This is a genomic window from Ornithinimicrobium carbonis (assembly GCF_977012275.1).
On the sequence record NZ_OZ348993.1, the window covers coordinates 2614837 to 2636772 of the forward strand.

Below are 21936 nucleotides of genomic sequence, written 5' to 3' on the forward strand. Positions count from 1 at the left end.
CGCCGCCCGACCGGAAGGTAGCTGCATGACCGTCCCCACGTGGGTGTGGATCGTCACCCTCGTCATCATCGCCGTGATCTTCGCCTTCGACCTGCTGGTCCTCGGTAGGCGTCCGCACGAGCCCTCCCGGAGGGAGGTGTCGGTCGCGCTGACGATCTACGTGAGCATGGCCGTCCTGTTCGGGCTGGGGCTCCTCCTCCTGCAGGGCGGGCAGCTCGCGGGCGAGTTCTTCGCCGGCTGGCTGACCGAGTACTCCCTGTCGGTCGACAACCTGTTCATCTTCCTCATCATCATGGCCAAGTTCGGGGTGCCGAGGAAGTACCAGCAGTTCGCCCTGATGGTGGGGATCGTCATGGCGCTGGTGATGCGGGCGATCTTCATCCTCGTCGGGGCCGCGGCGATCGAGCGCTGGTCCTGGGTCTTCTACATCTTCGGCGCCTTCCTCATCTACACGGCGGTCAAGCTCGCCAGGGAGAACATCGGTCATCAGGGGCACGCCGACGAGGAGTACGAGGAGAACGCGCTCCTGAAGGCGATCGAGCGCCGCTTCCCGGTCACCCAGTCCTGGGACGGCGGAACCAAGCTGCGTGTCCTGGAGGGCGGCAAGCGTGTCCTGACCCCGATGGCGATCGTCATCATCGCCCTGGGCACCACCGACCTGCTCTTCGCCCTGGACTCCATCCCGGCGATCTTCGGGCTGACCCAGGAGCCGTACCTGGTCCTCATGGCCAACGTCTTCGCACTCATGGGACTGCGTCAGCTCTACTTCCTGCTGGGCGACCTGCTCAAGCGGCTGGTCTACCTCGGGCTGGGGCTGGCCGTGCTGCTGGCGTTCATCGGCGTCAAGCTCGTCCTGCACGCCCTGCACGAGAACTCGCTGTTCTTCATCAACGGCGGCGAGCCGATCCACAGCATCCCGGAGATCCCCATCTGGCTTTCGCTCACCATGATCGTGGGCATCCTGGGCGTCACCGCGGTCGCCTCGCTGATCAAGACCCGCAAGGACCGCCAGGAGGGTGCCGTCGCCGAGGGGGACGAGGGGGAGCTGGACCTGGAGGAGGTCTCCCTCTTCGGGGAGCAGCACGAGCGGCGCCGGTCCGACACCCCGGACCTCCCGGGTCCCGCCCCGGAGCGCAAGGATGCCGACGACTGAGTCCGGCGGACGAGCGCCTCAGCTCCCGGTGACGGCCGCCGGGTCCTTCCGGGGGACGCCCCCGCCCGGACGGCCGAGCACGAGGACGCTGGCGAGAACCACGAGCGTCATGCCCACGAGCTGGGTCGGCGACAGCAGCTGACCCAGGATGAGCAGCCCGGCCAGGGCGGCCGCGGCCGGCTCCAGGCTCAGCAGCACGCCGAAGGTCCCCGAGCGCAGGTGCCGCAGGGCCATGAGCTCCAGGCTGTAGGGGATCGCCGAGGAGAGCAGGGCGATCCCCAGCCCCCGCAGGAGGGCCTCGCCCGACCACAGCTCGGCCCCCGCGGTGGCCAGTCCCAGGGGAAGGGTCAGCACCGCCCCGATCGCCATCGCCAGCGCGATCCCGTCCAGCCCGGCGAACCGGGAGCCGGTCCGCCTGCTCAGCACGATGTAGGCGGCCCAGCATGCCCCGGCCGTCGCGGCCAGCCCGATCCCGACCAGGTCGAGCTGCGCCCACGGTGTCGTGACCGCCTCGGAGATGAGCACCACCCCGGCCAGGGCCGCCCCGACTGCGGCGAGGTCGCGCGGCCGGCGGGACAGGACGGCGGCCAGCGCCAGCGGACCCAGGAACTCGATGGTCACCGCCACCCCGATCGGCAGGCGGGCCAACGAACCGTAGAAGGTCAGGTTCATCGCGGTCAGGGCCAGGGCGAACAGGCCGACGACGGTCCAGTCGGACCGGCTGCGCCCCCGCAGCCGGGGGCGGACCAGGACGAGCAGGATCACCGCCGCCAGCACCAGGCGCAGGGCCACCGAGCCCAGCACGCCGACCAGCGGGAGCAGGGTCGCGGCCAGGGCGCCGCCGAACTGGACGGAGACCACCGCGAGCAGCACCAGACCCACCGGATGCACCGTGGGCCGACGACCGGTCCGGGCTGCTGTCACCACCCCCGGTCCCGCCACTCCGGCAGGTGCGGCCGTTCCACCCCCAGGACCGTGTTGTCGCCGTGGCCGGGCAGGACCAGGGTGTCGTCGGCGTACACGTCGAACACCCGGACCTGCAGGTCCTCCAGGAGGATCTCGAAGTCGTCGGGGGACCAGGTCTTCCCGGGGCCTCCGGGGAACAGGCTGTCCCCGGTGAGCAGCACCGCGGGGCTGCCCTCCACGGACAGCGCCAGGGCGACCGAGCCCGGGGTGTGTCCGCGCAGCGCGACGACCGTGAGCGTCAGGTCCCCGACCCGCACGGTGTCGCCGTGACCGAGCCGGACGTCCACCGCGACCGGCAGCTCGTCGGCGTCGTCCTGACCGGCCAGGGTCGTGGCCCCGGTCAGCCGGACCAGGGCGGGGAGCGCACGGTGGTGGTCCCAGTGCCGGTGCGTCGTCAGCACCTGGCCGAGCGGCACCTCGGTGCCCGGCCCGCCCTCCGTCACCCGGTCCGCCCCCGGGTCCTCCGCCAGGAGAGCGCGGACCCGGTCGAGGTCGTCGGCCGCGTCGACGAGCAGCCGCTCACCGGTGGCGGTGCACGTCACCAGGTAGACGTTGTTGTCCATCTCGGACACGCTGCACTTGCGGACGGTCGCAGCGCCCAGGTCCAGGACCCAGCTGGGCCCGCCCGGCTCGACGTGACCGCGCGCCTCGGTGGACGTGCTCATCTCTCCTCCTCGTCGACGACGGGCAGCGCCGTCCGCGGCCCGGCCGGAGTCTACGGTCCGCCCGCCCGGGTGGCCAGGCGCCTCAGACGGTCAACGGACGGTCGGTGGGCCTGATCGGCGCGGGCAGCTCCGTCGCGCCGGTGAGGTAGCGGTCGACCGCCGCGGCGGCCGCCCGCCCCTCGGCGATCGCCCAGACGATGAGCGACTGGCCGCGTCCGCAGTCGCCCGCGGCGAAGACCCCCGGCAGGGTGGTCGCGAAGCGCTCGTCACGCGCGTAGGTGTTCTGCGCGGTCCGGGTGAGCACGTCCGCCGGTGCGGCGCTCTCGTCGGGACCGACGAAGCCCATCGCCAGCAGCACCAGCTGGGCCGGCAGGTCGCGTTCGGTGCCCTCGACCGGCCGGGGACGGCCGTCCACCATCGCCACGTCGACGAGCCGCAGGCCCCGCACGCCGCCGTTCCCGTCGTCGAGCACCTCGACGGTGGAGACGCCGAAGGCCCGCTCACCACCCTCCTCGTGGGCCTCGCTGACCTTGAAGACCATCGGGTAGGTCGGCCAGGGCTGGTGCGCGGGCCGTTCCTGGGGAGGGCTCGGCAGGATCTCCAGCTGGGTCACCGACCGGGCACCGTGCCGGTGGGCGGTCCCCAGGCAGTCGGCGCCGGTGTCCCCGCCGCCGATGATGACCACGTCCTTGCCGGCGGCGTCGATGCCCCGGTCCTCCCCGAGAGCCTCCCGGTTGGCCGGGACGAGGTACTCCATGGCCACGTGGACCCCGTCGAGGTCGGCGCCGGGCACGTCGAGCCGGCGGGCCACGGTCGAGCCGGTGGCCAGCACCACCGCGTCGAAGCGCTCGCGCAGCGTCTCCAGGCTCATGTCGTCGGGGCCCGTCCCCCCGACGGCGACCCCGGTGACGAAGCGGACACCCTCCCCGCGCAGCTGGACCAGCCGCCGATCGAGCACCGCCTTCTCCATCTTGAACTCCGGGATCCCGTAGCGCAGCAGACCACCGACCGCGTCGTCCCGCTCGTAGACCACCACCGTGTGGCCTGCCCGGCCCAGCTGCTGCGCCGCGGCCAGGCCGGCCGGCCCGGACCCGACGACGGCGACCGTGCGTCCGCTGAGCCACTCCGGCTCCTGCGGCCGCACCCGCCCGTTGGAGAAGGCCCGGTCGATGATCGAGACCTCGATCTGCTTGATCGTCACCGGGGGCTGGTTGATCCCGAGCACGCAGGCGGTCTCGCAGGGGGCCGGGCACAGCCGCCCGGTGAACTCCGGGAAGTTGTTCGTGGCGTGCAGCCGCTCGATGGCGTCGGCGAAGTTGCCCCGCCGGGTGTGGTCGTTCCACTCGGGGATGAGGTTGCCCAGCGGGCAGCCGGAGTGGCAGAAGGGAATGCCGCAGTCCATGCAGCGGGAGGCCTGCCGCTGCAGGATCCCGGTCTCCTGCTGGCCGTGCACCTCCTTCCAGTCCTGGATGCGGACCGGGACCGGCCGGCTGGGACGGGCCTCGCGCTCCCGGTGGGTCAGGAAGCCGTGCGGGTCAGCCATGCGAGTCCTCCAGGATGAGCTGCCAGGCGTGCGGGCCGTCGGGATCGTCGCCGCGGGCCTCGACCTCGCGACGGATGCTCAGCACGCTGGCGTACTGACGGGGGGTGACGACGGTGATCCGGGAGGGCCACCCGTCGTCGGCGAGCAGCGCCGCCGCGACGGGGCTGCCGGTGAGCTCGAGGTGCTCCTCGACGAGGGCGCGCACCTCGTCGAGGTGCTCGGTGTCGGTCAGGGGCGTCAGGTGCAGGTCTCCCTGCGCCGTGGCGAGCGGGTTCATCCGCTTCCGGTCCAGGTCGAGCAGGTATGCCGTGCCGCCGGACATCCCCGCGCCCACGTTGCGTCCGGTGGGTCCGAGCACGAGCGCGCGCCCGCCGGTCATGTACTCCAGCGCGTGGTCGCCCACGCCCTCGACGACCGCCGTCGCACCGGAGTTGCGCACGCAGAACCGCTCACCCACCACGCCGCGCACGTTCACCTGGCCCGACGTGGCGCCGTAGCAGAGCACGTTGCCGGCCACGACCTGGCCCGCGGTGCCCGGGACGACGTCGGCCGGCGCCGGTGCCGCCTCGTGCGGTCGGACGACGATGCGCCCGCCCGAGAGGCCCTTGCCGACGAAGTCGTTGGCGTCGCCCTCCAGCCGCAGGGTGATCCCCCGTGGGAGGAAGGCCCCGAGGGACTGGCCGGCCGAGCCGGTGAGGCTCAGCTCGATCGTCCCGTCCGGCAGCCCGTCCGGGCCGGCGGTCCGCGTGACGTGGTACCCCAGCAGGGTGCCCACGGTGCGGTTGACGTTGGTCACCGGGAAGGACGCCCGCACGGGGGTGCCGTCGGCCAGCGCGGGGGCGGCGGCCTCGACGAAGAGGTTGTCCAGCGCCACGTCCAGCCCGTGGTCCTGGGTGGTGGTGCACCGGCGGGCAGCACCCTCAGGAAGCTCCACGCTGTGCAGGACGGGCTCCAGGTCCAGCCCGGAGGCCTTCCAGTGGTCCACCGCCGCCGAGGTGTCCAGCAGGTCGCTGCGGCCGACCACCTCCTCCAGGCTGCGGTAGCCCAGGGAGGCGAGCAGCTCGCGCACCTGCTCGGCGACGAACTCGAAGAAGGTCACCACGTGCTCGGCCCGGCCGGTGTAGCGGGCCCGCAGCTCGGGGTTCTGGGTCGCGATCCCGACCGGGCAGGTGTCCAGGTGGCAGACCCGCATCATCACGCAGCCGGAGACCACGAGCGGCGCGGTGGCGAAGCCGAACTCCTCCGCGCCCAGCAGCGCGGCCACCAGCACGTCCCGGCCGGTCTTGAGCTGCCCGTCGCACTGCACGACGATCCGGTCGCGCAGACCGTTGAGCAGCAGCGTCTGCTGCGTCTCGGCCAGGCCGAGCTCCCACGGGGTCCCCGCGTGCTTGAGCGAGGTCAGCGGGCTGGCGCCGGTGCCGCCGTCGTGGCCGGAGATGAGCACCACGTCGGACTTGGCCTTGGCCACCCCGGCGGCGACCGTCCCGACCCCCACCTGGCTGACCAGCTTGACGTGGATCCTGGCCCGGGGGTTGGCGTTCTTCAGGTCGTGGATCAGCTGCTTGAGGTCCTCGATGGAGTAGATGTCGTGGTGCGGCGGCGGGGAGATGAGGCCCACGCCCGGCGTCGAGTGCCGGGTGCGGGCCACCCACGGGTAGACCTTGCCCGGCGGCAGCTGACCGCCCTCGCCCGGCTTGGCGCCCTGGGCCATCTTGATCTGGATGTCGTCGGCGTGGACCAGGTAGGCCGAGGTGACGCCGAAGCGGCCCGAGGCGACCTGCTTGATCGCCGAGCGCCGTTCCGGGTCCAGCAGACGGTCGACGTCCTCCCCGCCCTCGCCGGTGTTCGACTTGCCGCCGAGCCGGTTCATGGCGATCGCCAGGGTCTCGTGGGCCTCCTGGGAGATGGAGCCGTAGCTCATCGCCCCGGTCGCGAACCGGCGCACGATCGAGCTGACCGGCTCGACCTCCTCGAGCGGGACGGGCTCCCGGTCGGGGGCGAGGGCGAACAGGCCGCGCAGGGTCATCAGCTGCTCGGACTGGTCGTCGACCAGGTCCGTGTACCGGCGGAAGATGTCGTAGCGACGCTCCCGCGTGGCGTGCTGCAGCCGGAAGACCGACTCGGGGTTGAACAGGTGGGGCGGGCCCTCCCGGCGCCACTGGTACTCCCCGCCGACCTCCAGGGCCCGGTGCGGGCTGATCCCCGACAGGGGGTATGCCGTGGCGTGCCGCCGGTGGACCTCCTCGGCGAGCACGTCGAGACCGACGCCGTCGATCTGGCTGGTGGTGCCGGTGAACCAGCGGCCGACCAGCTCGCGGGACAGCCCGACCGCCTCGAAGGTCTGGGCCCCGCGGTAGGAGGCGATGGTGGAGATCCCCATCTTGGACATGACCTTCAGCACGCCCTTGCCGAGCGCCTTGATGAGGTGGCGGATGGCGACCTCGGGATCGAGCCCGTCCAGCTGCTCGCCGGCGGCGCACAGCTGCTCGACGGACTCCATCGCCAGGTAGGGGTTGACCGCGGCGGCCCCGTAGGCCACGAGCAGGGCCACGTGGTGCACCTCGCGCACGTCCCCGGCCTCCACGACCAGGCCGACCCGGGTCCGGGTGTTCTGGCGCACCAGGTGGTGGTGCACGGCGCTGGTGAGCAGCAGCGAGGGGATGGGGGCGTGCTCACGGTCGCTGTGCCGGTCCGAGAGCACGACGAAGAAGGCGCCGGCCGCCACCGCCTCGTCCACCTCGCGGCAGATCTCCTCCAGCCGCTCCTCCAGGGCCGCGGCGCCACCGTCGACGCGGTACAGGCCCCGGACGACGACGGCCCCCAGCTCGGGGTGGTCCTCCAGGTCGATGCGGCGCAGCTTGGCCAGCTGGTCGTTGTCGATGACCGGGAAGTCGAGGACGACCTGCCGGGCGTGCTCCGGAGTCTCGTCCAGCAGGTTCGGCTCGGGTCCGGTCGAGCTCGCCAGGGAGGTGACGATCTCCTCGCGGATGGCGTCCAGCGGCGGGTTCGTCACCTGGGCGAAGGCCTCGACGAAGTAGTCGAAGAGCAGGCGCGGCCGCTCCGAGAGCACGGCCACCGGGGTGTCGGTCCCCATCGCGCCGAGCGGCTCGCCGCCCGACTGGGCCATCGGCGCCAGCAGGATGCGCAGCTCCTCCTCGGTGTACCCGAAGATCTGCTGACGACGGGTGACCGAGGCCCCCGTGTGCCGCACGTGGATCTGCTCGGGCAGCTCGTCGAGCCGGACCAGGTTCTCCTCCAGCCACCGCCGGTAGGGCTGGCGCGCCGCCAGCTCCTTCTTGACCTCACGGTCGTCGAGCACGCGTCCCTGGGCCAGGTCGACGAGGAACATCCGCCCCGGGGCGACCCGCCCGCGGGCCAGGACCCGCTCCGGCGGCACCGGGAGCAGCCCCGTCTCGGAGCCGAGCACGACCAACCCGTCGTCGGTGACCCACCAGCGAGAGGGCCGCAGCCCGTTGCGGTCCAGGACCGCGCCCACCAGCGTGCCGTCGGTGAAGACGAGGTTCGCCGGGCCGTCCCACGGCTCCATGAGCATCGAGTGGTACTCGTAGAACGCCCGGACGTCGGGGTCCATGGTGGCGTCGTTCTCCCACGCCTCCGGAACCATCATCAGCACCGCGTGCGGCAACGAGCGCCCGCCCAGGTGCAGCAGCTCGAGCACCTCGTCGAAGGTCGCGGAGTCGCTGGCGCCGGGGGTGCACACCGGCAGCGCGTCGGCCAGGTCGCCCGGGAAGAGGTCGCTGGCCAGGGCGGACTGGCGCGCGTTCATCCAGTTCCGGTTGCCCTTGACGGTGTTGATCTCGCCGTTGTGCGCCACCACCCGGTAGGGGTGGGCCAGCGGCCACGAGGGGAAGGTGTTGGTGGAGAAGCGGGAGTGCACGACGGCGAGAGCGCTGGCGAACCGCTCGTCGGTCAGGTCCGGGAAGTAGCGGGGCAGCTGGTCGGTCGTCAGCATCCCCTTGTAGGTCATCGTCCGCGAGGACAGGGACACCGGGTATGCCGCGGTGTCCCGCTCGACCCGCTTGCGCAGCAGCCAGGCCCGGCGCTCGAGGGGCAGACCGGACTCCCGGGCCCCCGTGGCGTCGGGGGGCGTGGCCACGACGAGCTGGCGCATCACCGGCATCACCGATCGTGCGGTGGGGCCGACGATCTCCGGGACGACCGGCACGTCGCGCCAGGCCAGCACCTGCAGGCCCGCGTCCTCGACCAGGTGTTCCACCTGTTCCTGCACCTGGCCGTCGCTGCCGTCCGCGGGCAGGAAGAGGATGCCGGCGGCATACTCCCCGCGCGGTGGGAGCTCGACGTCCAGGACCGCCCGCAGGAAGGCGTCGGGCACCTGGACGAGGATCCCGGCGCCGTCCCCGGTGTCGGGCTCGGCGCCCACCGCGCCGCGGTGGTCCAGGTTGTGCAGGGCGGTCAGCCCCTGCGCCACGACGTCGTGGCGGGCCTCGTCGTCGAGGGCGGCCACGAACGCCACGCCGCAGGCGTCGTGCTCGAAGGCGGGGTCGTACAGGCCCTGGGGATGCGGTCCCTGCGCGGGACGCAGGACGGGGACGGGCTCGGTCATGGATCAGCCCTCTCGTCGGGGCGCCGGGCGGCGCTGGGTGGAACGCCCGGGGCGACGCCGGCCCGCGCGAGGAGTGGGGGAAGCATACATATACACAAGGCTGCATGACTACCCTCTGGGATGGGGGTGTGTCGGTCCGGCGACCTACAGTGGTGTCGTGCCGTCCTCCGTACCATCCCGAACCGTTCCGTCCAGCACCGCCCCGCCGGACGGGCCCTCCGGCGGGGCCGCCGCCACGTTCACGCGCGCCCGCCACGACCGGATCCAGGTCCAGGGAGCACGGGAGCACAACCTCAAGGACGTCTCGCTCGAGATCCCGCGCGACGCGCTCGTCGTCTTCACGGGGCTCTCCGGGTCGGGCAAGTCCAGCCTGGCGTTCGACACCATCTTCGCCGAGGGGCAGCGGCGCTACGTGGAGTCGCTGTCGGCCTACGCGCGCATGTTCCTGGGCCAGATGGACAAGCCCGACGTCGACTTCATCGAGGGGCTGTCGCCGGCGGTGTCGATCGACCAGAAGTCGACCAACCGCAACCCGCGGTCGACGGTCGGGACCATCACGGAGGTGCACGACTACCTCCGCCTGCTCTACGCCCGCGTCGGGCGTCCCCACTGCCCCGTGTGCGGGGAGCCGGTCGAGCGGCAGACCACCCAGCAGATCGTCGACCGGCTCGCCGAGCTGCCCGACGGGACCCGCTTCCAGCTGCTGGCCCCCGTGGTGCGCGGGCGCAAGGGGGAGTTCGTCGACCTGTTCGCCGAGCTGCAGGGGTCGGGCTTCGCCCGCGCCCGGGTCGACGGCGAGGTCGTGCAGCTGACCGCGCCGCCGACCCTGGAGAAGCAGCGCAAGCACACGATCGAGGTGGTCGTCGACCGGCTGGTGGCCAAGCACGAGCCGGACGGCGCCCCGACCGCCTCGTTCGCCCGCCGCCTCACCGACTCCGTGGAGACCGCCCTTCGGCTGGCCGACGGGATCCTGCTGGCCGAGATGGTGGACGTCCCCGCGCCGGGGGAGGAGCAGCGGGCGGGCCGGCCGGCACCCGTCGACGCGCACGGGCAGGCACTGCCGCGGGAGCGGCGCTACTCAGAGCGGATGGCCTGCCCCAACGACCACCCGTTGAGCCTCGACGAGCTGGAGCCGCGCAGCTTCAGCTTCAACAGCCCCTTCGGGGCCTGCGCCGAGTGCACCGGGATCGGCTCCGAGCTCGAGGTGGACCCCGAGCTGGTGATCCGGGGGGAGGAGACCTCGATCGCCGACGGCGCGATCATCCCGTGGTCCACGACCGCGGGCGTCAACGACTACTACGCCCGGGTGCTCGGCGGCCTGGCGGAGGACCTGAAGTTCCGCATCGACGTGCCCTGGCGGCAGTTGCCCGGCCGCGCGCGCGACGCGATCCTGCACGGTCACAAGCACAAGGTGCACGTGCGCTACCGCAACCGCTTCGGCCGCGAGCGCAGCTACTCGACGGGGTTCGAGGGGGTCGTTCCCTACGTCAAGCGCAAGCACGCGGAGACCGAGTCCGACAGCAGCCGGGAGCGCTACGAGGCCTACATGCGCCAGGTGCCCTGCCCGGCCTGCAAGGGGGCCCGGCTCAAGCCGGAGATCCTCGCGGTGCTCATCGGCGGGCGCAGCATCGCCGAGGTCTCCCGGATGCCGATCGAGGAGTGCGCAGACTTCCTCGCCCAGGTCGAGTACACCCCGCGCGAGCAGTCGATCGCGGCCCAGGTCAACCGGGAGATCGCCGCGCGCCTGGGGTTCCTCCTGGACGTGGGGCTGGACTACCTCTCGCTCGACCGTCCCGCGGGCACCCTGTCGGGAGGGGAGGCCCAGCGCATCCGCCTGGCCACCCAGATCGGATCGGGTCTGGTCGGGGTGCTCTACGTCCTGGACGAGCCGAGCATCGGCCTGCACCAGCGCGACAACCACCGGCTCATCGAGACCCTCACCCGGCTGCGAGACCTGGGCAACACGCTCATCGTCGTCGAACACGACGAGGACACCATCGGCCAGGCCGACTGGGTCGTGGACATCGGCCCGGGCGCGGGCGAGCACGGTGGCGAGGTCGTGCACAGCGGCACGGTGACCGGGCTGCGCGAGCACCCGACCTCGCTGACGGGGCAGTACCTCTCCGGCCGGCGCGCCATCCCGGTCCCGTCCCAGCGACGGCCGCAGGACGGTCGGGTGGTGACGGTGCGTGGCGCCCGTGAGCACAACCTGCAGGACGTGGACGTGAGCTTCCCGCTGGGCAACCTGGTGGCGATCACCGGGGTGTCGGGGTCGGGCAAGTCCACCCTGGTCAACGACATCCTCTACCACGTCATGGCCAACCAGCTCAACGGCGCCCGGCACGTCCCGGGCCGCCACCGGCGGGTCGAGGGGCTGGACCAGCTCGACAAGGTGGTCCACGTCGACCAGGGGCCGATCGGACGCACGCCGAGGTCCAACCCGGCGACCTACACGGGGGTCTTCGACCACGTCCGGCGGCTCTTCGCCGAGACGGCCGAGGCAAAGGTGCGGGGCTACCTGCCCGGGCGGTTCTCCTTCAACGTCAAGGGTGGGCGGTGCGAGGCCTGTTCCGGCGACGGCACCCTGAAGATCGAGATGAACTTCCTGCCCGACGTCTACGTGCCCTGCGAGGTGTGCCACGGCCGGCGCTACAACCGCGAGACCCTCGAGGTGCACTTCAAGGGACGGACCATCGCCGACGTGCTGGAGATGCCGATCGAGGAGGCCTCCGACTTCTTCGCGGCGGTGCCGGCCATCAGCCGGCACCTGACGACCCTGACCCAGGTCGGGCTCGGCTACGTCCGCCTCGGGCAGCCGGCCACCACCCTGTCCGGGGGTGAGGCCCAGCGGGTCAAGCTGGCCGCGGAGCTGCAGAAGCGCTCGACCGGCCGCACGATCTACGTGCTCGACGAGCCCACGACCGGGCTGCACTTCGAGGACATCCGTCGCCTGCTGGGGGTGCTCCAGGGCCTGGTCGACAAGGGCAACACCGTGCTGGTCATCGAGCACAACCTCGACGTCATCAAGAGCGCCGACTGGATCGTCGACATGGGTCCGGAGGGCGGCAACGGCGGCGGTACGGTCGTCGTGGAGGGCACCCCGGAGGCCGTGGCCGGCCATCCGGGCAGCCATACCGGCCGGTTCCTCAACGACCTGCTGACCACCGCCCGCCGCTCGACGGCCTGAGGAGGAGCGACCCGATGACCTCTACGCCCGGCACGTCCCGCACCGCCGGCACCACCCCCCCGTCCTGCGGCGCCCCGGCCCGGCGCAGCGTGCTGCGGGCGGGGGGCGCCTCCGCCCTGCTGCTCGGCGCCACGCCGCTGCTGGCCGGCTGCGGCGACGACGGGCAGGCTTCGACCGGGGTGTCGGCCACCGATCCCGACGGCACCGTGCGGGTCCCGGCGGCCGACACCCCGGTCGGCGGCTCGACGTACTACGCCGACCCCAAGGTGGTCGTGAGCCACGTGGAGGAGGGCAGCTACGTCGCCTTCGACGCCGTCTGCCCGCACGAGGGGTGCGCCACCTCGGACCGTCGCGACGACCAGCTGGTCTGCCCGTGCCACAACAGCCGGTTCGACCCCGCCACCGGCGACGTGCTGGCCGGCCCGGCGCCCACCGGTCTGCGGGTGCTGAGCGTCGAGGTCGACGGGGAGGACCTGCTGGTCCGTGGCTGATCCCGCGACCTACCGTCCGCGACCGGGGGAGATCCCCACCGAGCCGGGGGTCTACCGCTTCCGCGACGCGCACGGCCGCGTCATCTACGTGGGCAAGGCCCGCTCCCTGCGCTCCCGCCTGTCCTCCTACTTCCAGGACCTGCGCGCCCTGCACCCCCGCACCCGGCAGATGGTCACGACCGGGGCGAGCGTGGAGTGGACCGTGGTCCGCAACGAGGTGGAGGCGCTCCAGCTGGAGTACTCCTGGATCAAGGAGTTCGACCCCCGGTTCAACGTCAAGTACCGGGACGACAAGTCCTACCCCTACCTGGCGGTCACCATGGGGGAGGCGTTCCCCCGGGCCCAGGTGATGCGAGGGCGCAAGCGTCCGGGCACACGCTACTTCGGCCCCTACACCCACGCGTGGGCCATCCGGGAGACGCTGGACACCCTGCTGCGCGTCTTCCCCGTGCGGACGTGCTCGGGCGGGGTGTTCCGCCGGGCCGAGCAGTCCGGCCGGCCCTGTCTGCTCGGGTACATCGACAAGTGCTCCGCGCCGTGCGTGGGCCGGGTGAGTGCCGAGGAGCACCGGGAGATCGCCCAGGACTTCTGCGACTTCATGGCCGGCGACGCGGAGCGGTTCGTGCGGCGCATCGAGGACCGCATGCGGGCGGCCTCCCAGGAGCTCGACTTCGAGACCGCGGCGCGGCTGCGCGACGACGTCGGTGCCCTGCGCCGGGCCCTGGAACGCTCGGCGGTCGTCCTGCCCGACGCCACCGACGCCGACGTGTTCGGGCTGGCCGACGACGAGCTCGAGGTGGCGGTCCAGGTCTTCCACGTGCGTGGGGGCCGGATCCGCGGACAACGGGGCTGGGTCAGCGAGAAGGGCGCGGAGGACATGGGCTCGATCGTCGAGCACCTGCTCCAGCAGGTGTACGGCCCCGAGGACGGGGAGACCGTCCCGCGCGAGGTCCTCGTCCCGGTGCTGCCCACCGACCCCGAGGACATGGAGGCCTGGCTCTCGGCGCGACGCGGCGGGCGGGTGCGCGTGCGGATCCCTCAGCGCGGGGACAAGCGGACGCTCATGCAGACCGTGGCGCGCAACGCCGACCAGGCCCTGGCCCGGCACAAGGTGGCCCGGTCCGGCGACCTGACCCTGCGCTCGCAGGCCCTGCAGGAGCTGCAGGACACCCTCGAGCTGCCCGAGGCGCCGCTACGGATCGAGTCCTTCGACATCAGCCACGTCCAGGGCACCGACGTGGTCGGCTCCATGGTCGTCTTCGAGGACGGTCTGGCCCGCAAGGCGGAGTACCGCCGGTTCATCGTCCGGGACGGGACGGGGGACGACACGGCGGCCATGCACGAGGTGCTGGGCCGGCGGTTCCGCCACCTCGGCCGGGCACCGGCCGGGACGGACCCCACTCCTGGCACGGACCCGACCCCCGGGCCGGACCCGACCCCCGGGCCGGACCCGACCCCCGAGGAGCCGGCCGCCCAGGATGGCCGGTCCACCTTCCGCTACCCGCCCAACCTCGTCGTCGTCGACGGGGGCCGCCCCCAGGTGGAGGCCGCCCGGGCCGCCCTGGCCGCGGTCGGCGTGCACGACCTGGCGGTCATCGGGCTGGCCAAGCGGCTGGAGGAGGTGTGGCTGCCGGGGGAGGAGCACCCGATCGTGCTGCCCCGCACCAGCGAGGGGCTCTACCTGCTGCAGCGGGTGCGCGACGAGGCGCACCGGTTCGCCAACACCTTCCACCGGCAGCGTCGCTCCCGCAGCATGACGAACAGCCAGCTGGACGGGATCCCCGGCCTGGGCAGGACCCGGCAGCAGGCCCTGCTGGCCCGGTTCGGGTCGGTCAAGGCCCTGCGCCGGGCGGAGGAGGAGGACCTGCTGCAGGTCCCCGGCATCGGGCCGGCCGTGGCCCGGGCGGTGCTGGAACGCCTGCGCGGCAGCGAGCCGGGGATGGCGGTTAACCTGAGCACAGGCGAGGTGCTGGACTGACCTGCCGCACGCGAACGACCACGACAGACGAGGCGCAGTGAATCCCGACCAGCGCACCGGGCCGTCCCCGGCCCCCGGCCCCGACCCGACGACGGCGGCGGTGACGTCGACGGGGACGAGGACCCGGGAGGCCGCGGCAGGACGGCGGCAGGACGTCGTCATCGTCACCGGCATGTCGGGGGCCGGCCGGTCCACCGCCGCCGACGTGCTGGAGGACCGGGGCTGGTACGTCGTCGACAACCTGCCGCCGCCGATGATCCAGCACCTGATGCAGACCACCGCCGACGACCCCCAGCGGCAGAAGGTCGCGGCCGTCGTGGACGTCCGCAGCCGCGACTTCACCACCGAGCTCTCCCGCGCGCTGCACCAGCTCGCCGAGGACGGCTGGCGGCCCCGGGTGGTCTTCGTCGACGCGTCCGACGAGGCCCTCGTGCGCCGCTTCGACGCCGTCCGGCGCCCGCACCCGCTGCAGGGCGAGGGTCTGCTGCTGGACGGTATCCGCCGGGAGCGCCGGATGCTGGCCGACCTGCGCTCCAACGCCGACGTCGTCGTCGACACCACGAGCTACAACGTCCACCAGCTCACTGCCAAGATCGACTCGCTCATCAACGCCGACCACCAGCTCCAGCTCCGCCTGGCGGTCATGTCCTTCGGCTTCAAGTACGGCATCCCCCTGGACGCCGACGTGGTCCTGGACCTGCGCTTCCTGCCCAACCCCTACTGGGACCCCGAGCTGCGCCCCTACACGGGCAAGGACGCGCCGGTCCGTGCCTACGTCCTGGGCCAGGAGCTCGCCGGGACCTACCTCGACCACGCCGAGCAGCTGCTGCGCACCGCCGTGGAGGGATACCTGGCCGAGGGGCGCCGCTACGTGACCGTGGCGGTCGGGTGCACCGGTGGCAAGCACCGCTCGGTCGCCGTCTCCGAGGACCTGGCCCTTCGGCTGGGAGACCTGCAGGGACGCGGGGTGCAGCTGACCACGTTCCACCGCGACCTGGGGCGGGAGTGAGGAGCCCCAGGGTGGTGGCCCTCGGCGGCGGCCACGGGCTGTCCGCCTCCCTCCAGGCGCTGCGGCACACCACCGAGGCGATCACGGCCGTGGTCACCGTCGCCGACGACGGGGGCTCGAGCGGCCGGCTGCGCCAGCAGTTCGACATCCTGCCGCCCGGGGACCTGCGGATGGCTCTCGCGGCGCTGTGCGAGGACACCCAGTGGGGGCACCAGTGGTCCGCCGTCCTGCAGCACCGGTTCGGCGGCCACGGCGAGCTGGCCGGCCACCCGCTCGGCAACCTGCTCATCACCGCGCTGTGGGACCTGGTGCCCGAGCAGGAGGTGCGCGGCCTGGACCTCGTCGGCCGGCTGCTCAACACCCGCGGCCGGGTGCTGCCGATGTCCCTGCTGCCGCTGGACATCGAGGCGACCATGGGCGTCCCCGACGACCTCGGCCACGAGGTGCTCGTCACGGTGCGCGGGCAGTCCCGCATCGCCAAGCACCCCGGCCGGGTCGACGCCATCAGGCTCGTCCCCGAGGCGCCGCCCGCGTGTCCCGAGGCGCTGGAGTCGATCAAGCTCGCCGACGTCGTCGTCCTGGGGCCGGGTTCCTGGTTCACCTCGGTCATGCCCCACCTGCTGGTCCCTGACCTCCTGGAGGCGCTGCACGACACCCCCGCCACCCGGGTGCTCACCCTCAACGTCAGCCTCACCGACGACGAGGCGGCCGGCTACACCGTGGCCGACCACGTCGGGGCGATCCTCAAGCACGCCCCGGGGTTGAGCTTCGACCACGTGATCGCGGACCCGCAGGTGGTGTCCACCGTGGCGGAGCGGACGGCCCTGCAGGAGGCGGTCGCCCGGCTGGGTGCCCACCTCGTGGTGACCACCGTGGGCAAGATGCGCACGCCGGGGGTCCACGACACCCTGCGCCTGGCGGCGGCCTACCGGGACGTCATGGCGACCCTGTCATGAGGCCGGGTGTCGGGGTACCCTGCCGGTCGCAGGTGGGGTTCCTGCCCGGACCGTGCCAGGACCTACCAGGAGGACGAGCGTGGCGATGACCGCCAAGGTCAAGGACGAGCTGGCCAGGCTGCCGGTGACCAGGACGTGCTGCCGCAAGGCGGAGGTGTCCACCATGCTGCGCTTCGCCGGGGGGCTGCACATCGTGGGCGGCCGGATCGTCATCGAGGCCGAGCTCGACACGGCCCAGAGCGCCCGCCGGCTGCGCGCCTCGATGGCCGAGGTCTACGGCAGCAGCAGCGAGCTGGTCGTCATGAGCCCTGGAGGACTGCGCAAGCACACGCGGTATGTCGTGCGCGCCACCTCCGAGGGCGAGGTCCTGGCCCGCCAGACCGGCCTCATCGACCACCGCGGACGCCCCGTGCGCGGTCTGCCCCCGCGCGTGGTCGGCGCCTCGGTCTGCGACGCGGAGGCGGCCTGGCGCGGTGCCTTCCTGGCCCACGGCTCGATCACCGAGCCGGGCCGCTCGACGGCGATGGAGGTCACCTGTCCGGGGCCTGAGGCGGCACTCGCACTGGTGGGCGCGGCCCGCCGGCTCGGCATCCAGGCCAAGGCGCGGGAGGTCCGCGGCGTGGACCGGGTGGTGATCCGGGACGGGGACGCCATCGGCGCCATGCTCACGCGGCTGGGCGCCCACGACGCCGTGCTGGCGTGGGAGGAGCGCCGGATGCGGCGGGAGGTGCGGGCCACCGCCAACCGGCTGGCCAACTTCGACGACGCCAACCTGCGCCGGTCGGCCCGCGCCGCGGTGGCCGCCGGTGCACGGGTGGAGCGCGCCCTGGAGATCCTGGGGGACCAGGTCCCCGAGCACCTCAGGGTCGCCGGCGAGCTCCGCCTGCAGCACAAGCAGGCCAGCCTGGAGGAGCTGGGTCAGCTGGCGGACCCGCCGATGACCAAGGACGCCGTGGCCGGCCGGATCCGGCGACTCCTGGCGATGGCCGACAAGCAGGCCGAGGACCTGGGCGTGGAGGGGACCGAGGCCAACATCACCCCCGACATGCTCGACGACTGAAGACTCCTGCCACGGGCCGAAGCGCAGCCGGGTGGCCGTGCCGAGGCTGCGACAGGGAGGTCCCGGCGAGGTCCGGGGAAGGCCCGGGGGGTGGTCCGGGGAAGGCCCCGTGGGTGGTCCGGGGAAGGCTCCGGGGGTGGTCCCGGGGGCGGTCCGAGAAAGGCTCCGGGGGTGGTCCCGGGCGTGGTCCCGGCGGGGGCTCACCTGCGTTGGGCAGCCCCGCCGGGGGACGATAGGTTGGGACCAGGACGACGGCGTCCTTCGTCGCGGCGCGCGTCCGCGCGCCGCGCCCACCCACGAGGGAAGGTTCACTCATGACCGTTCGCGTAGGTATCAACGGTTTCGGCCGCATCGGCCGCAACTTCATGCGGGCCGTGCTGGCGTCCGGCGCCGACATCGAGATCGTGGGGGTCAACGACCTCACCGACAACGCCACGCTGGCCCACCTGCTCAAGTACGACTCCATCCTGGGCCGTCTCGACGGCGACGTGACCTCCTCCGAGACCGAGATCACCGTGGACGGCAGGGCTGTCAAGGCGTTCGCCGAGAAGGACCCCTCGGCGCTGCCCTGGGGCGAGCTCGGCGCAGACATCGTCATCGAGTCCACCGGCATCTTCACCGACGCCACCAAGGCCCAGGCGCACATCGACGCCGGCGCCAAGAAGGTCATCATCTCCGCGCCCGCCAAGAACGAGGACATCACCCTGGTGATGGGCGTCAACGACAAGGACTACGACCCCGCGTCGCACCACATCATCTCCAACGCCTCCTGCACCACGAACTGCCTGGCGCCGATGGCCAAGGTGCTCAACGACGAGTTCGGCATCGTCAAGGGTCTGATGACCACCATCCACGCCTACACCGCCGACCAGAACCTCCAGGACGGCCCGCACAAGGACCTGCGTCGTGCCCGCGCCGCGGCCCTCAACATCGTGCCGACCAAGACCGGCGCGGCCCAGGCCGTGGCGCTGGTGCTGCCCGAGCTCAAGGGCAAGTTCGACGGCTACGCCCTGCGCGTCCCGGTCCCGACCGGGTCGGCCACCGACCTGACCTTCCAGGCCGGCCGGGAGGTCACCGTCGAGGAGGTCAACGCCGCGATGAGGAAGGCGGCCGAGGGCGAGCTCAAGGGCATCCTCGTCTACACCGAGGACCCGATCGTCTCCAAGGACATCGAGACCGACCCCGCCTCCTGCATCTTCGACTCCGGGCTCACCAAGGTCATCGGCGACCAGGTCAAGGTCGTCGGCTGGTACGACAACGAGTGGGGCTACTCCAACCGCCTCGTGGACCTCAGCCTCCTGGTCGGAGAGAAGCTCTGAGCGGCATGCGCTCGATCGCGGACCTGACCGAGGAGCTGGGCGGCCTGGCGGGACGCACCGTGCTGCTGCGCAGCGACCTCAACGTCCCGCTGGACGGTGACCGGATCACCGACGACGGCCGGGTGCGTGCCTCGGTGCCCACCATCGAGGAGCTGGCCTCCGCCGGCGCCCGCGTCGTGGTCACCGCCCACCTGGGCCGGCCCAAGGGGACCCCGGAGGCGAGGTACTCGCTCCGTCCCGTCGCCGACCGGCTCGGTGAGCTCCTCGGCCGTCCGGTGACCTTCGTCGAGGAGACCGTGGGGGCCACGGCCCGCGCGGCCGTCGAGGCGATGGCCGACGGCGACGTCGTCGTGCTCGAGAACCTCCGGTTCAACCCCGGGGAGACCGCCAAGGCCGACGAGGACCGTGCCGGGTTCGCCCAGGAGCTGGCCTCCCTCGCGGACGCGTTCGTCTCCGACGGGTTCGGTGTCGTGCACCGGGCCCAGGCCTCCGTCTACGACGTGGCCCGCCTCCTGCCGCACGCCGCGGGCGGTCTGGTCCGCTCGGAGGTGGCGATCATGCGCCAGCTGCGGGAGGACCCCCGACGTCCGTACGCGGTCATCCTGGGCGGGGCCAAGGTCAGCGACAAGCTGGGCGTCATCGAGTCCCTCATCACCGTCGCCGACCGGCTCCTCGTCGGGGGCGGCATGGTCTTCACCTTCCTCAAGGCCCAGGGCCACGAGGTGGGGACCAGCCTGCTGGAGCAGGACCAGGTCGACACGGTTAGGGGCTACCTGGAGGCGGCCGCCCAGCAGGGCGTGGAGATCGTGCTGCCGACGGACATCGTCGTCGCGGACGCCTTCTCGGCGGACGCCGCGCACGAGGTCGTGGCGGCCGACGCCATCCCCGCCGACCGGATGGGGCTGGACATCGGACCGGAGTCCGAGGCGCTCTTCGCCGAGAAGCTGGCCGACGCACGGACCATCTTCTGGAACGGGCCGATGGGTGCCTTCGAGATGGAGCCCTTCGCCTCGGGCACCCGGGCCGTGGCCAGGGTGCTGGTGGAACGCACCCGCGAGGGAGCCATGACGGTCGTCGGCGGTGGTGACAGCGCGGCGGCCGTGCGCGACTTCGGGCACGCCGACGCCGACTTCGGCCACATCTCCACCGGTGGTGGTGCGAGCCTGGAATACCTGGAGGGCAAGGAGCTCCCCGGCCTGACGGTGCTGGAGGACCGATGACGACGACGAGGACCCCGCTGATGGCGGGCAACTGGAAGATGAACCTGGACCACCTCCAGGCCACGCACCTCGTGCAGAAGCTGGACTGGACGCTGCGGGACGCCAAGCACGACTTCGCGGCCGTCGAGGTCGTGGTCCTGCCGCCGTTCACCGACCTGCGCTCGGTGCAGACCCTGGTGCAGGGCGACAAGCTGGCGCTCGGCTACGGCGGCCAGGACCTGTCCCAGCACGACGACGGTGCCTACACCGGCGAGATCTCCGGCGCGTTCCTGGCCAAGCTCGGGTGCGGGTACGCCGTGGTCGGGCACAGCGAGCGCCGCGAGCACCACGCCGAGTCCGACGAGCTGGTCGCATCCAAGGTGCGGGCCGCGCTGCGGCACGGGCTCACCCCGATCCTGTGCGTGGGCGAGCCCCTCGAGGTGCGCCAGGCGGGCGAGCACGTGTCGCACGTGGTGTCCCAGCTGCGGGCCGCCCTGGAGGGGCTGGACGCCGACCAGGTCGGCCGGGTGGTGGTGGCCTACGAGCCGGTGTGGGCCATCGGCACCGGCGAGGTGGCCACCCCGGCCGATGCGCAGGAGGTCTGCGCGGCCGTGCGCTCCACCGTGGCCGAGCTGGTCAGCGGGGAGGTTTCGACCTCCCTGCGGGTGCTCTACGGCGGGTCGGTGAAGCCGGGCAACGTGGCCGAGATCATGGCCCAGGAGGACGTGGACGGGGCACTCGTGGGAGGGGCGTCCTTGTCCGTGGAGGACTTCTCCGCGATCTGCCGCTACCGCGAGCACGTCGGCACCGTCTGACCGCCGCGGCGTCCGCGCCGCTTCGTGCTCCGGCCACCCGCTGGGTTAGGCTGTCGGACGCCCGGGACCCTGGTTCCGGGCGTCCGTCATCCGTCCCGAAACGACTGTCGAGGTGTGCACCGCGTGGAGTACGTGCGCTGGTTCCTGAACGGCCTGCTGGTCATCACCAGCGGGTTCCTCGTGCTGCTGATCCTCATGCACAAGGGCCGCGGGGGCGGGATGTCGGACATGTTCGGCGGAGGCATGAGCAGCAGCCTGGGCGGCTCCTCCGTGGCGGAGCGCAACCTCAACCGCATCACGGTGGCGGTCGCCGTGGTCTGGACCGCGGTCATCGTGGCGATCGGGCTGCTCATCCGCTTCGGCTGAGCGGCCGCGCCTCTGGTGCCCGCGCCACCCCACGGGTTACTCTCTACCCCCGGGCCGCTCGTGTCCCACGTCGGTCGCGCGTCCGCTCCCGTGCGGTCGGCCCGGTCCGGCACGGCACGAGGAGAGGCACCCATGGTCGGTAACAACGCGATCCGCGGCAGCAGGGTCGGTTCCGGCCCGATGGGCGAGAGCGAGCGCGGCGACTCCGCCCCCCGCACGGTCGTCAGCTACTGGTGCGCGCGCGGGCACGAGACCCGCCCCAGCTTCGCCCGTGACGGTGAGGTCGAGCTGCCCGAGACCTGGGACTGTCCCCGCTGCGGGCTGCCTGCCGGCACCGACCCCGAGAACCCTCCCCAGGCTCCCCGCACGGAGCCGTACAAGACCCACCTGGCCTACGTCAAGGAGCGGCGTAGCGACCAGGACGGCGCCTCGCTGCTGGAGGAGGCGCTGCGCACCATGCGGGAGCGGGGCGTCGGCGGCGGTACCTGAGCCGGGGACCCGGCGACGACGGTGTGTGAGCCGGGCCCGGTGGCGGTTTCCGAAGGGGGACCCGGCGCGACGGGTCCTGGGCGGGGCGTCGGCCGCGGTGGCTGAGCCGGGCGCCGGTGGCGGTTGAGCGTCGAAGACGCTCCCGCGGTCCGGCA

16 protein-coding genes are annotated in these 21936 nt (G+C 72.5%); 12 read left to right on the plus strand and 4 right to left on the minus strand.

Features of this window, described 5'->3' with window-relative positions; translation table 11 throughout:
- Positions 1–25 precede the first annotated feature (25 nt).
- Positions 26–1153, plus strand: a complete 1128-nt coding sequence (locus ACWHYA_RS12005) for a TerC family protein (RefSeq protein WP_425943579.1) — start codon at positions 26–28, stop codon at positions 1151–1153.
- 18 nt (positions 1154–1171) lie between these two features.
- Here ACWHYA_RS12005 and ACWHYA_RS12010 read toward each other — a convergent pair whose 3' ends face one another.
- From ACWHYA_RS12010 to gltB, 4 genes are all read right to left on the minus strand, one after another.
- Positions 1172–2035, minus strand: a complete 864-nt coding sequence (locus ACWHYA_RS12010; RefSeq protein ID WP_425943577.1) for an EamA family transporter — start codon at positions 2033–2035, stop codon at positions 1172–1174.
- Between the two features lie 38 nt (positions 2036–2073).
- Positions 2074–2784, minus strand: a complete 711-nt coding sequence (locus ACWHYA_RS12015; protein ID WP_425943575.1) for an MBL fold metallo-hydrolase — start codon at positions 2782–2784, stop codon at positions 2074–2076.
- A gap of 82 nt (positions 2785–2866) precedes the next feature.
- Entirely contained in the window at positions 2867–4327 is a 1461-nt protein-coding gene (locus tag ACWHYA_RS12020) for a glutamate synthase subunit beta (RefSeq protein ID WP_425943573.1), read from the minus strand.
- Positions 4320–8912 carry a glutamate synthase large subunit gene (gene gltB, locus ACWHYA_RS12025; protein ID WP_425943571.1) on the minus strand — a complete coding sequence of 1531 codons (4593 nt, stop codon included), beginning with the start codon at positions 8910–8912 and terminating at the stop codon, positions 4320–4322. The genes ACWHYA_RS12020 and gltB overlap by 8 nt, the downstream gene beginning before the upstream one ends.
- Positions 8913–9069: 157 nt before the next feature.
- Here gltB and uvrA point away from each other — a divergent pair, with 157 nt between their 5' ends.
- From uvrA to ACWHYA_RS12080, 11 genes are all read left to right on the plus strand, one after another.
- Positions 9070–12099: an excinuclease ABC subunit UvrA gene (uvrA, locus tag ACWHYA_RS12030; protein WP_425943569.1), complete on the plus strand. Its 3030-nt coding sequence runs from the start codon at positions 9070–9072 to the stop codon at positions 12097–12099.
- A gap of 14 nt (positions 12100–12113) precedes the next feature.
- Positions 12114–12590 (plus strand): Rieske (2Fe-2S) protein, encoded by a 477-nt coding sequence (locus ACWHYA_RS12035; protein WP_425943567.1) that lies wholly within the window; start codon positions 12114–12116, stop codon positions 12588–12590.
- Positions 12583–14568, plus strand: a complete 1986-nt coding sequence (gene uvrC / locus ACWHYA_RS12040) for an excinuclease ABC subunit UvrC (RefSeq protein WP_425943565.1) — start codon at positions 12583–12585, stop codon at positions 14566–14568. The genes ACWHYA_RS12035 and uvrC overlap by 8 nt, the downstream gene beginning before the upstream one ends.
- A 100-nt stretch (positions 14569–14668) precedes the next feature.
- Positions 14669–15577: an RNase adapter RapZ gene (gene rapZ / locus ACWHYA_RS12045; RefSeq protein ID WP_425943732.1), complete on the plus strand. Its 909-nt coding sequence runs from the start codon at positions 14669–14671 to the stop codon at positions 15575–15577.
- Positions 15578–15588: 11 nt separating this feature from the next.
- Positions 15589–16533, plus strand: coding sequence for a gluconeogenesis factor YvcK family protein (locus ACWHYA_RS12050; RefSeq protein ID WP_425943563.1), 945 nt, complete (start codon positions 15589–15591; stop codon positions 16531–16533).
- Positions 16534–16612: 79 nt separating this feature from the next.
- The gene (whiA, locus tag ACWHYA_RS12055; RefSeq protein WP_425943561.1) at positions 16613–17593 is read left to right on the plus strand and encodes a DNA-binding protein WhiA; all 981 of its coding nucleotides are present in this window, start codon (positions 16613–16615) and stop codon (positions 17591–17593) included.
- A gap of 314 nt (positions 17594–17907) precedes the next feature.
- Positions 17908–18912, plus strand: a complete 1005-nt coding sequence (gene gap, locus ACWHYA_RS12060) for a type I glyceraldehyde-3-phosphate dehydrogenase (RefSeq protein ID WP_425943559.1) — start codon at positions 17908–17910, stop codon at positions 18910–18912.
- A 5-nt stretch (positions 18913–18917) separates the two neighbouring features.
- Entirely contained in the window at positions 18918–20132 is a 1215-nt protein-coding gene (locus tag ACWHYA_RS12065; RefSeq protein WP_425943557.1) for a phosphoglycerate kinase, read from the plus strand.
- Positions 20129–20926 carry a triose-phosphate isomerase gene (tpiA, locus tag ACWHYA_RS12070; protein WP_425943555.1) on the plus strand — a complete coding sequence of 266 codons (798 nt, stop codon included), beginning with the start codon at positions 20129–20131 and terminating at the stop codon, positions 20924–20926. The genes ACWHYA_RS12065 and tpiA overlap by 4 nt, the downstream gene beginning before the upstream one ends.
- Before the next feature lie 123 nt (positions 20927–21049).
- The gene (secG, locus tag ACWHYA_RS12075) at positions 21050–21292 is read left to right on the plus strand and encodes a preprotein translocase subunit SecG (protein ID WP_425943730.1); all 243 of its coding nucleotides are present in this window, start codon (positions 21050–21052) and stop codon (positions 21290–21292) included.
- A 132-nt stretch (positions 21293–21424) separates the two neighbouring features.
- Positions 21425–21781 carry an RNA polymerase-binding protein RbpA gene (locus ACWHYA_RS12080; RefSeq protein WP_425943553.1) on the plus strand — a complete coding sequence of 119 codons (357 nt, stop codon included), beginning with the start codon at positions 21425–21427 and terminating at the stop codon, positions 21779–21781.
- The last annotated feature ends 155 nt before the right edge of the window (positions 21782–21936 follow it).

Bases quoted from the DNA above. Each gene is read 5' to 3' on its own strand.
- tpiA (WP_425943555.1), top strand. From the start codon at position 20,129: ATGACGACGACGAGGACCCCGCTGATGGCGGGCAACTGGAAGATGAAC.
- gap (WP_425943559.1), top strand. From the start codon at position 17,908: ATGACCGTTCGCGTAGGTATCAACGGTTTCGGCCGCATCGGCCGCAAC.
- ACWHYA_RS12005 (WP_425943579.1), top strand. From the start codon at position 26: ATGACCGTCCCCACGTGGGTGTGGATCGTCACCCTCGTCATCATCGCC.
- ACWHYA_RS12020 (WP_425943573.1), bottom strand. From the start codon at position 4,327: ATGGCTGACCCGCACGGCTTCCTGACCCACCGGGAGCGCGAGGCCCGT.
- gltB (WP_425943571.1), bottom strand. From the start codon at position 8,912: ATGACCGAGCCCGTCCCCGTCCTGCGTCCCGCGCAGGGACCGCATCCC.
- ACWHYA_RS12065 (WP_425943557.1), top strand. From the start codon at position 18,918: ATGCGCTCGATCGCGGACCTGACCGAGGAGCTGGGCGGCCTGGCGGGA.
- ACWHYA_RS12035 (WP_425943567.1), top strand. From the start codon at position 12,114: ATGACCTCTACGCCCGGCACGTCCCGCACCGCCGGCACCACCCCCCCG.
- ACWHYA_RS12015 (WP_425943575.1), bottom strand. From the start codon at position 2,784: ATGAGCACGTCCACCGAGGCGCGCGGTCACGTCGAGCCGGGCGGGCCC.
- ACWHYA_RS12080 (WP_425943553.1), top strand. From the start codon at position 21,425: ATGGTCGGTAACAACGCGATCCGCGGCAGCAGGGTCGGTTCCGGCCCG.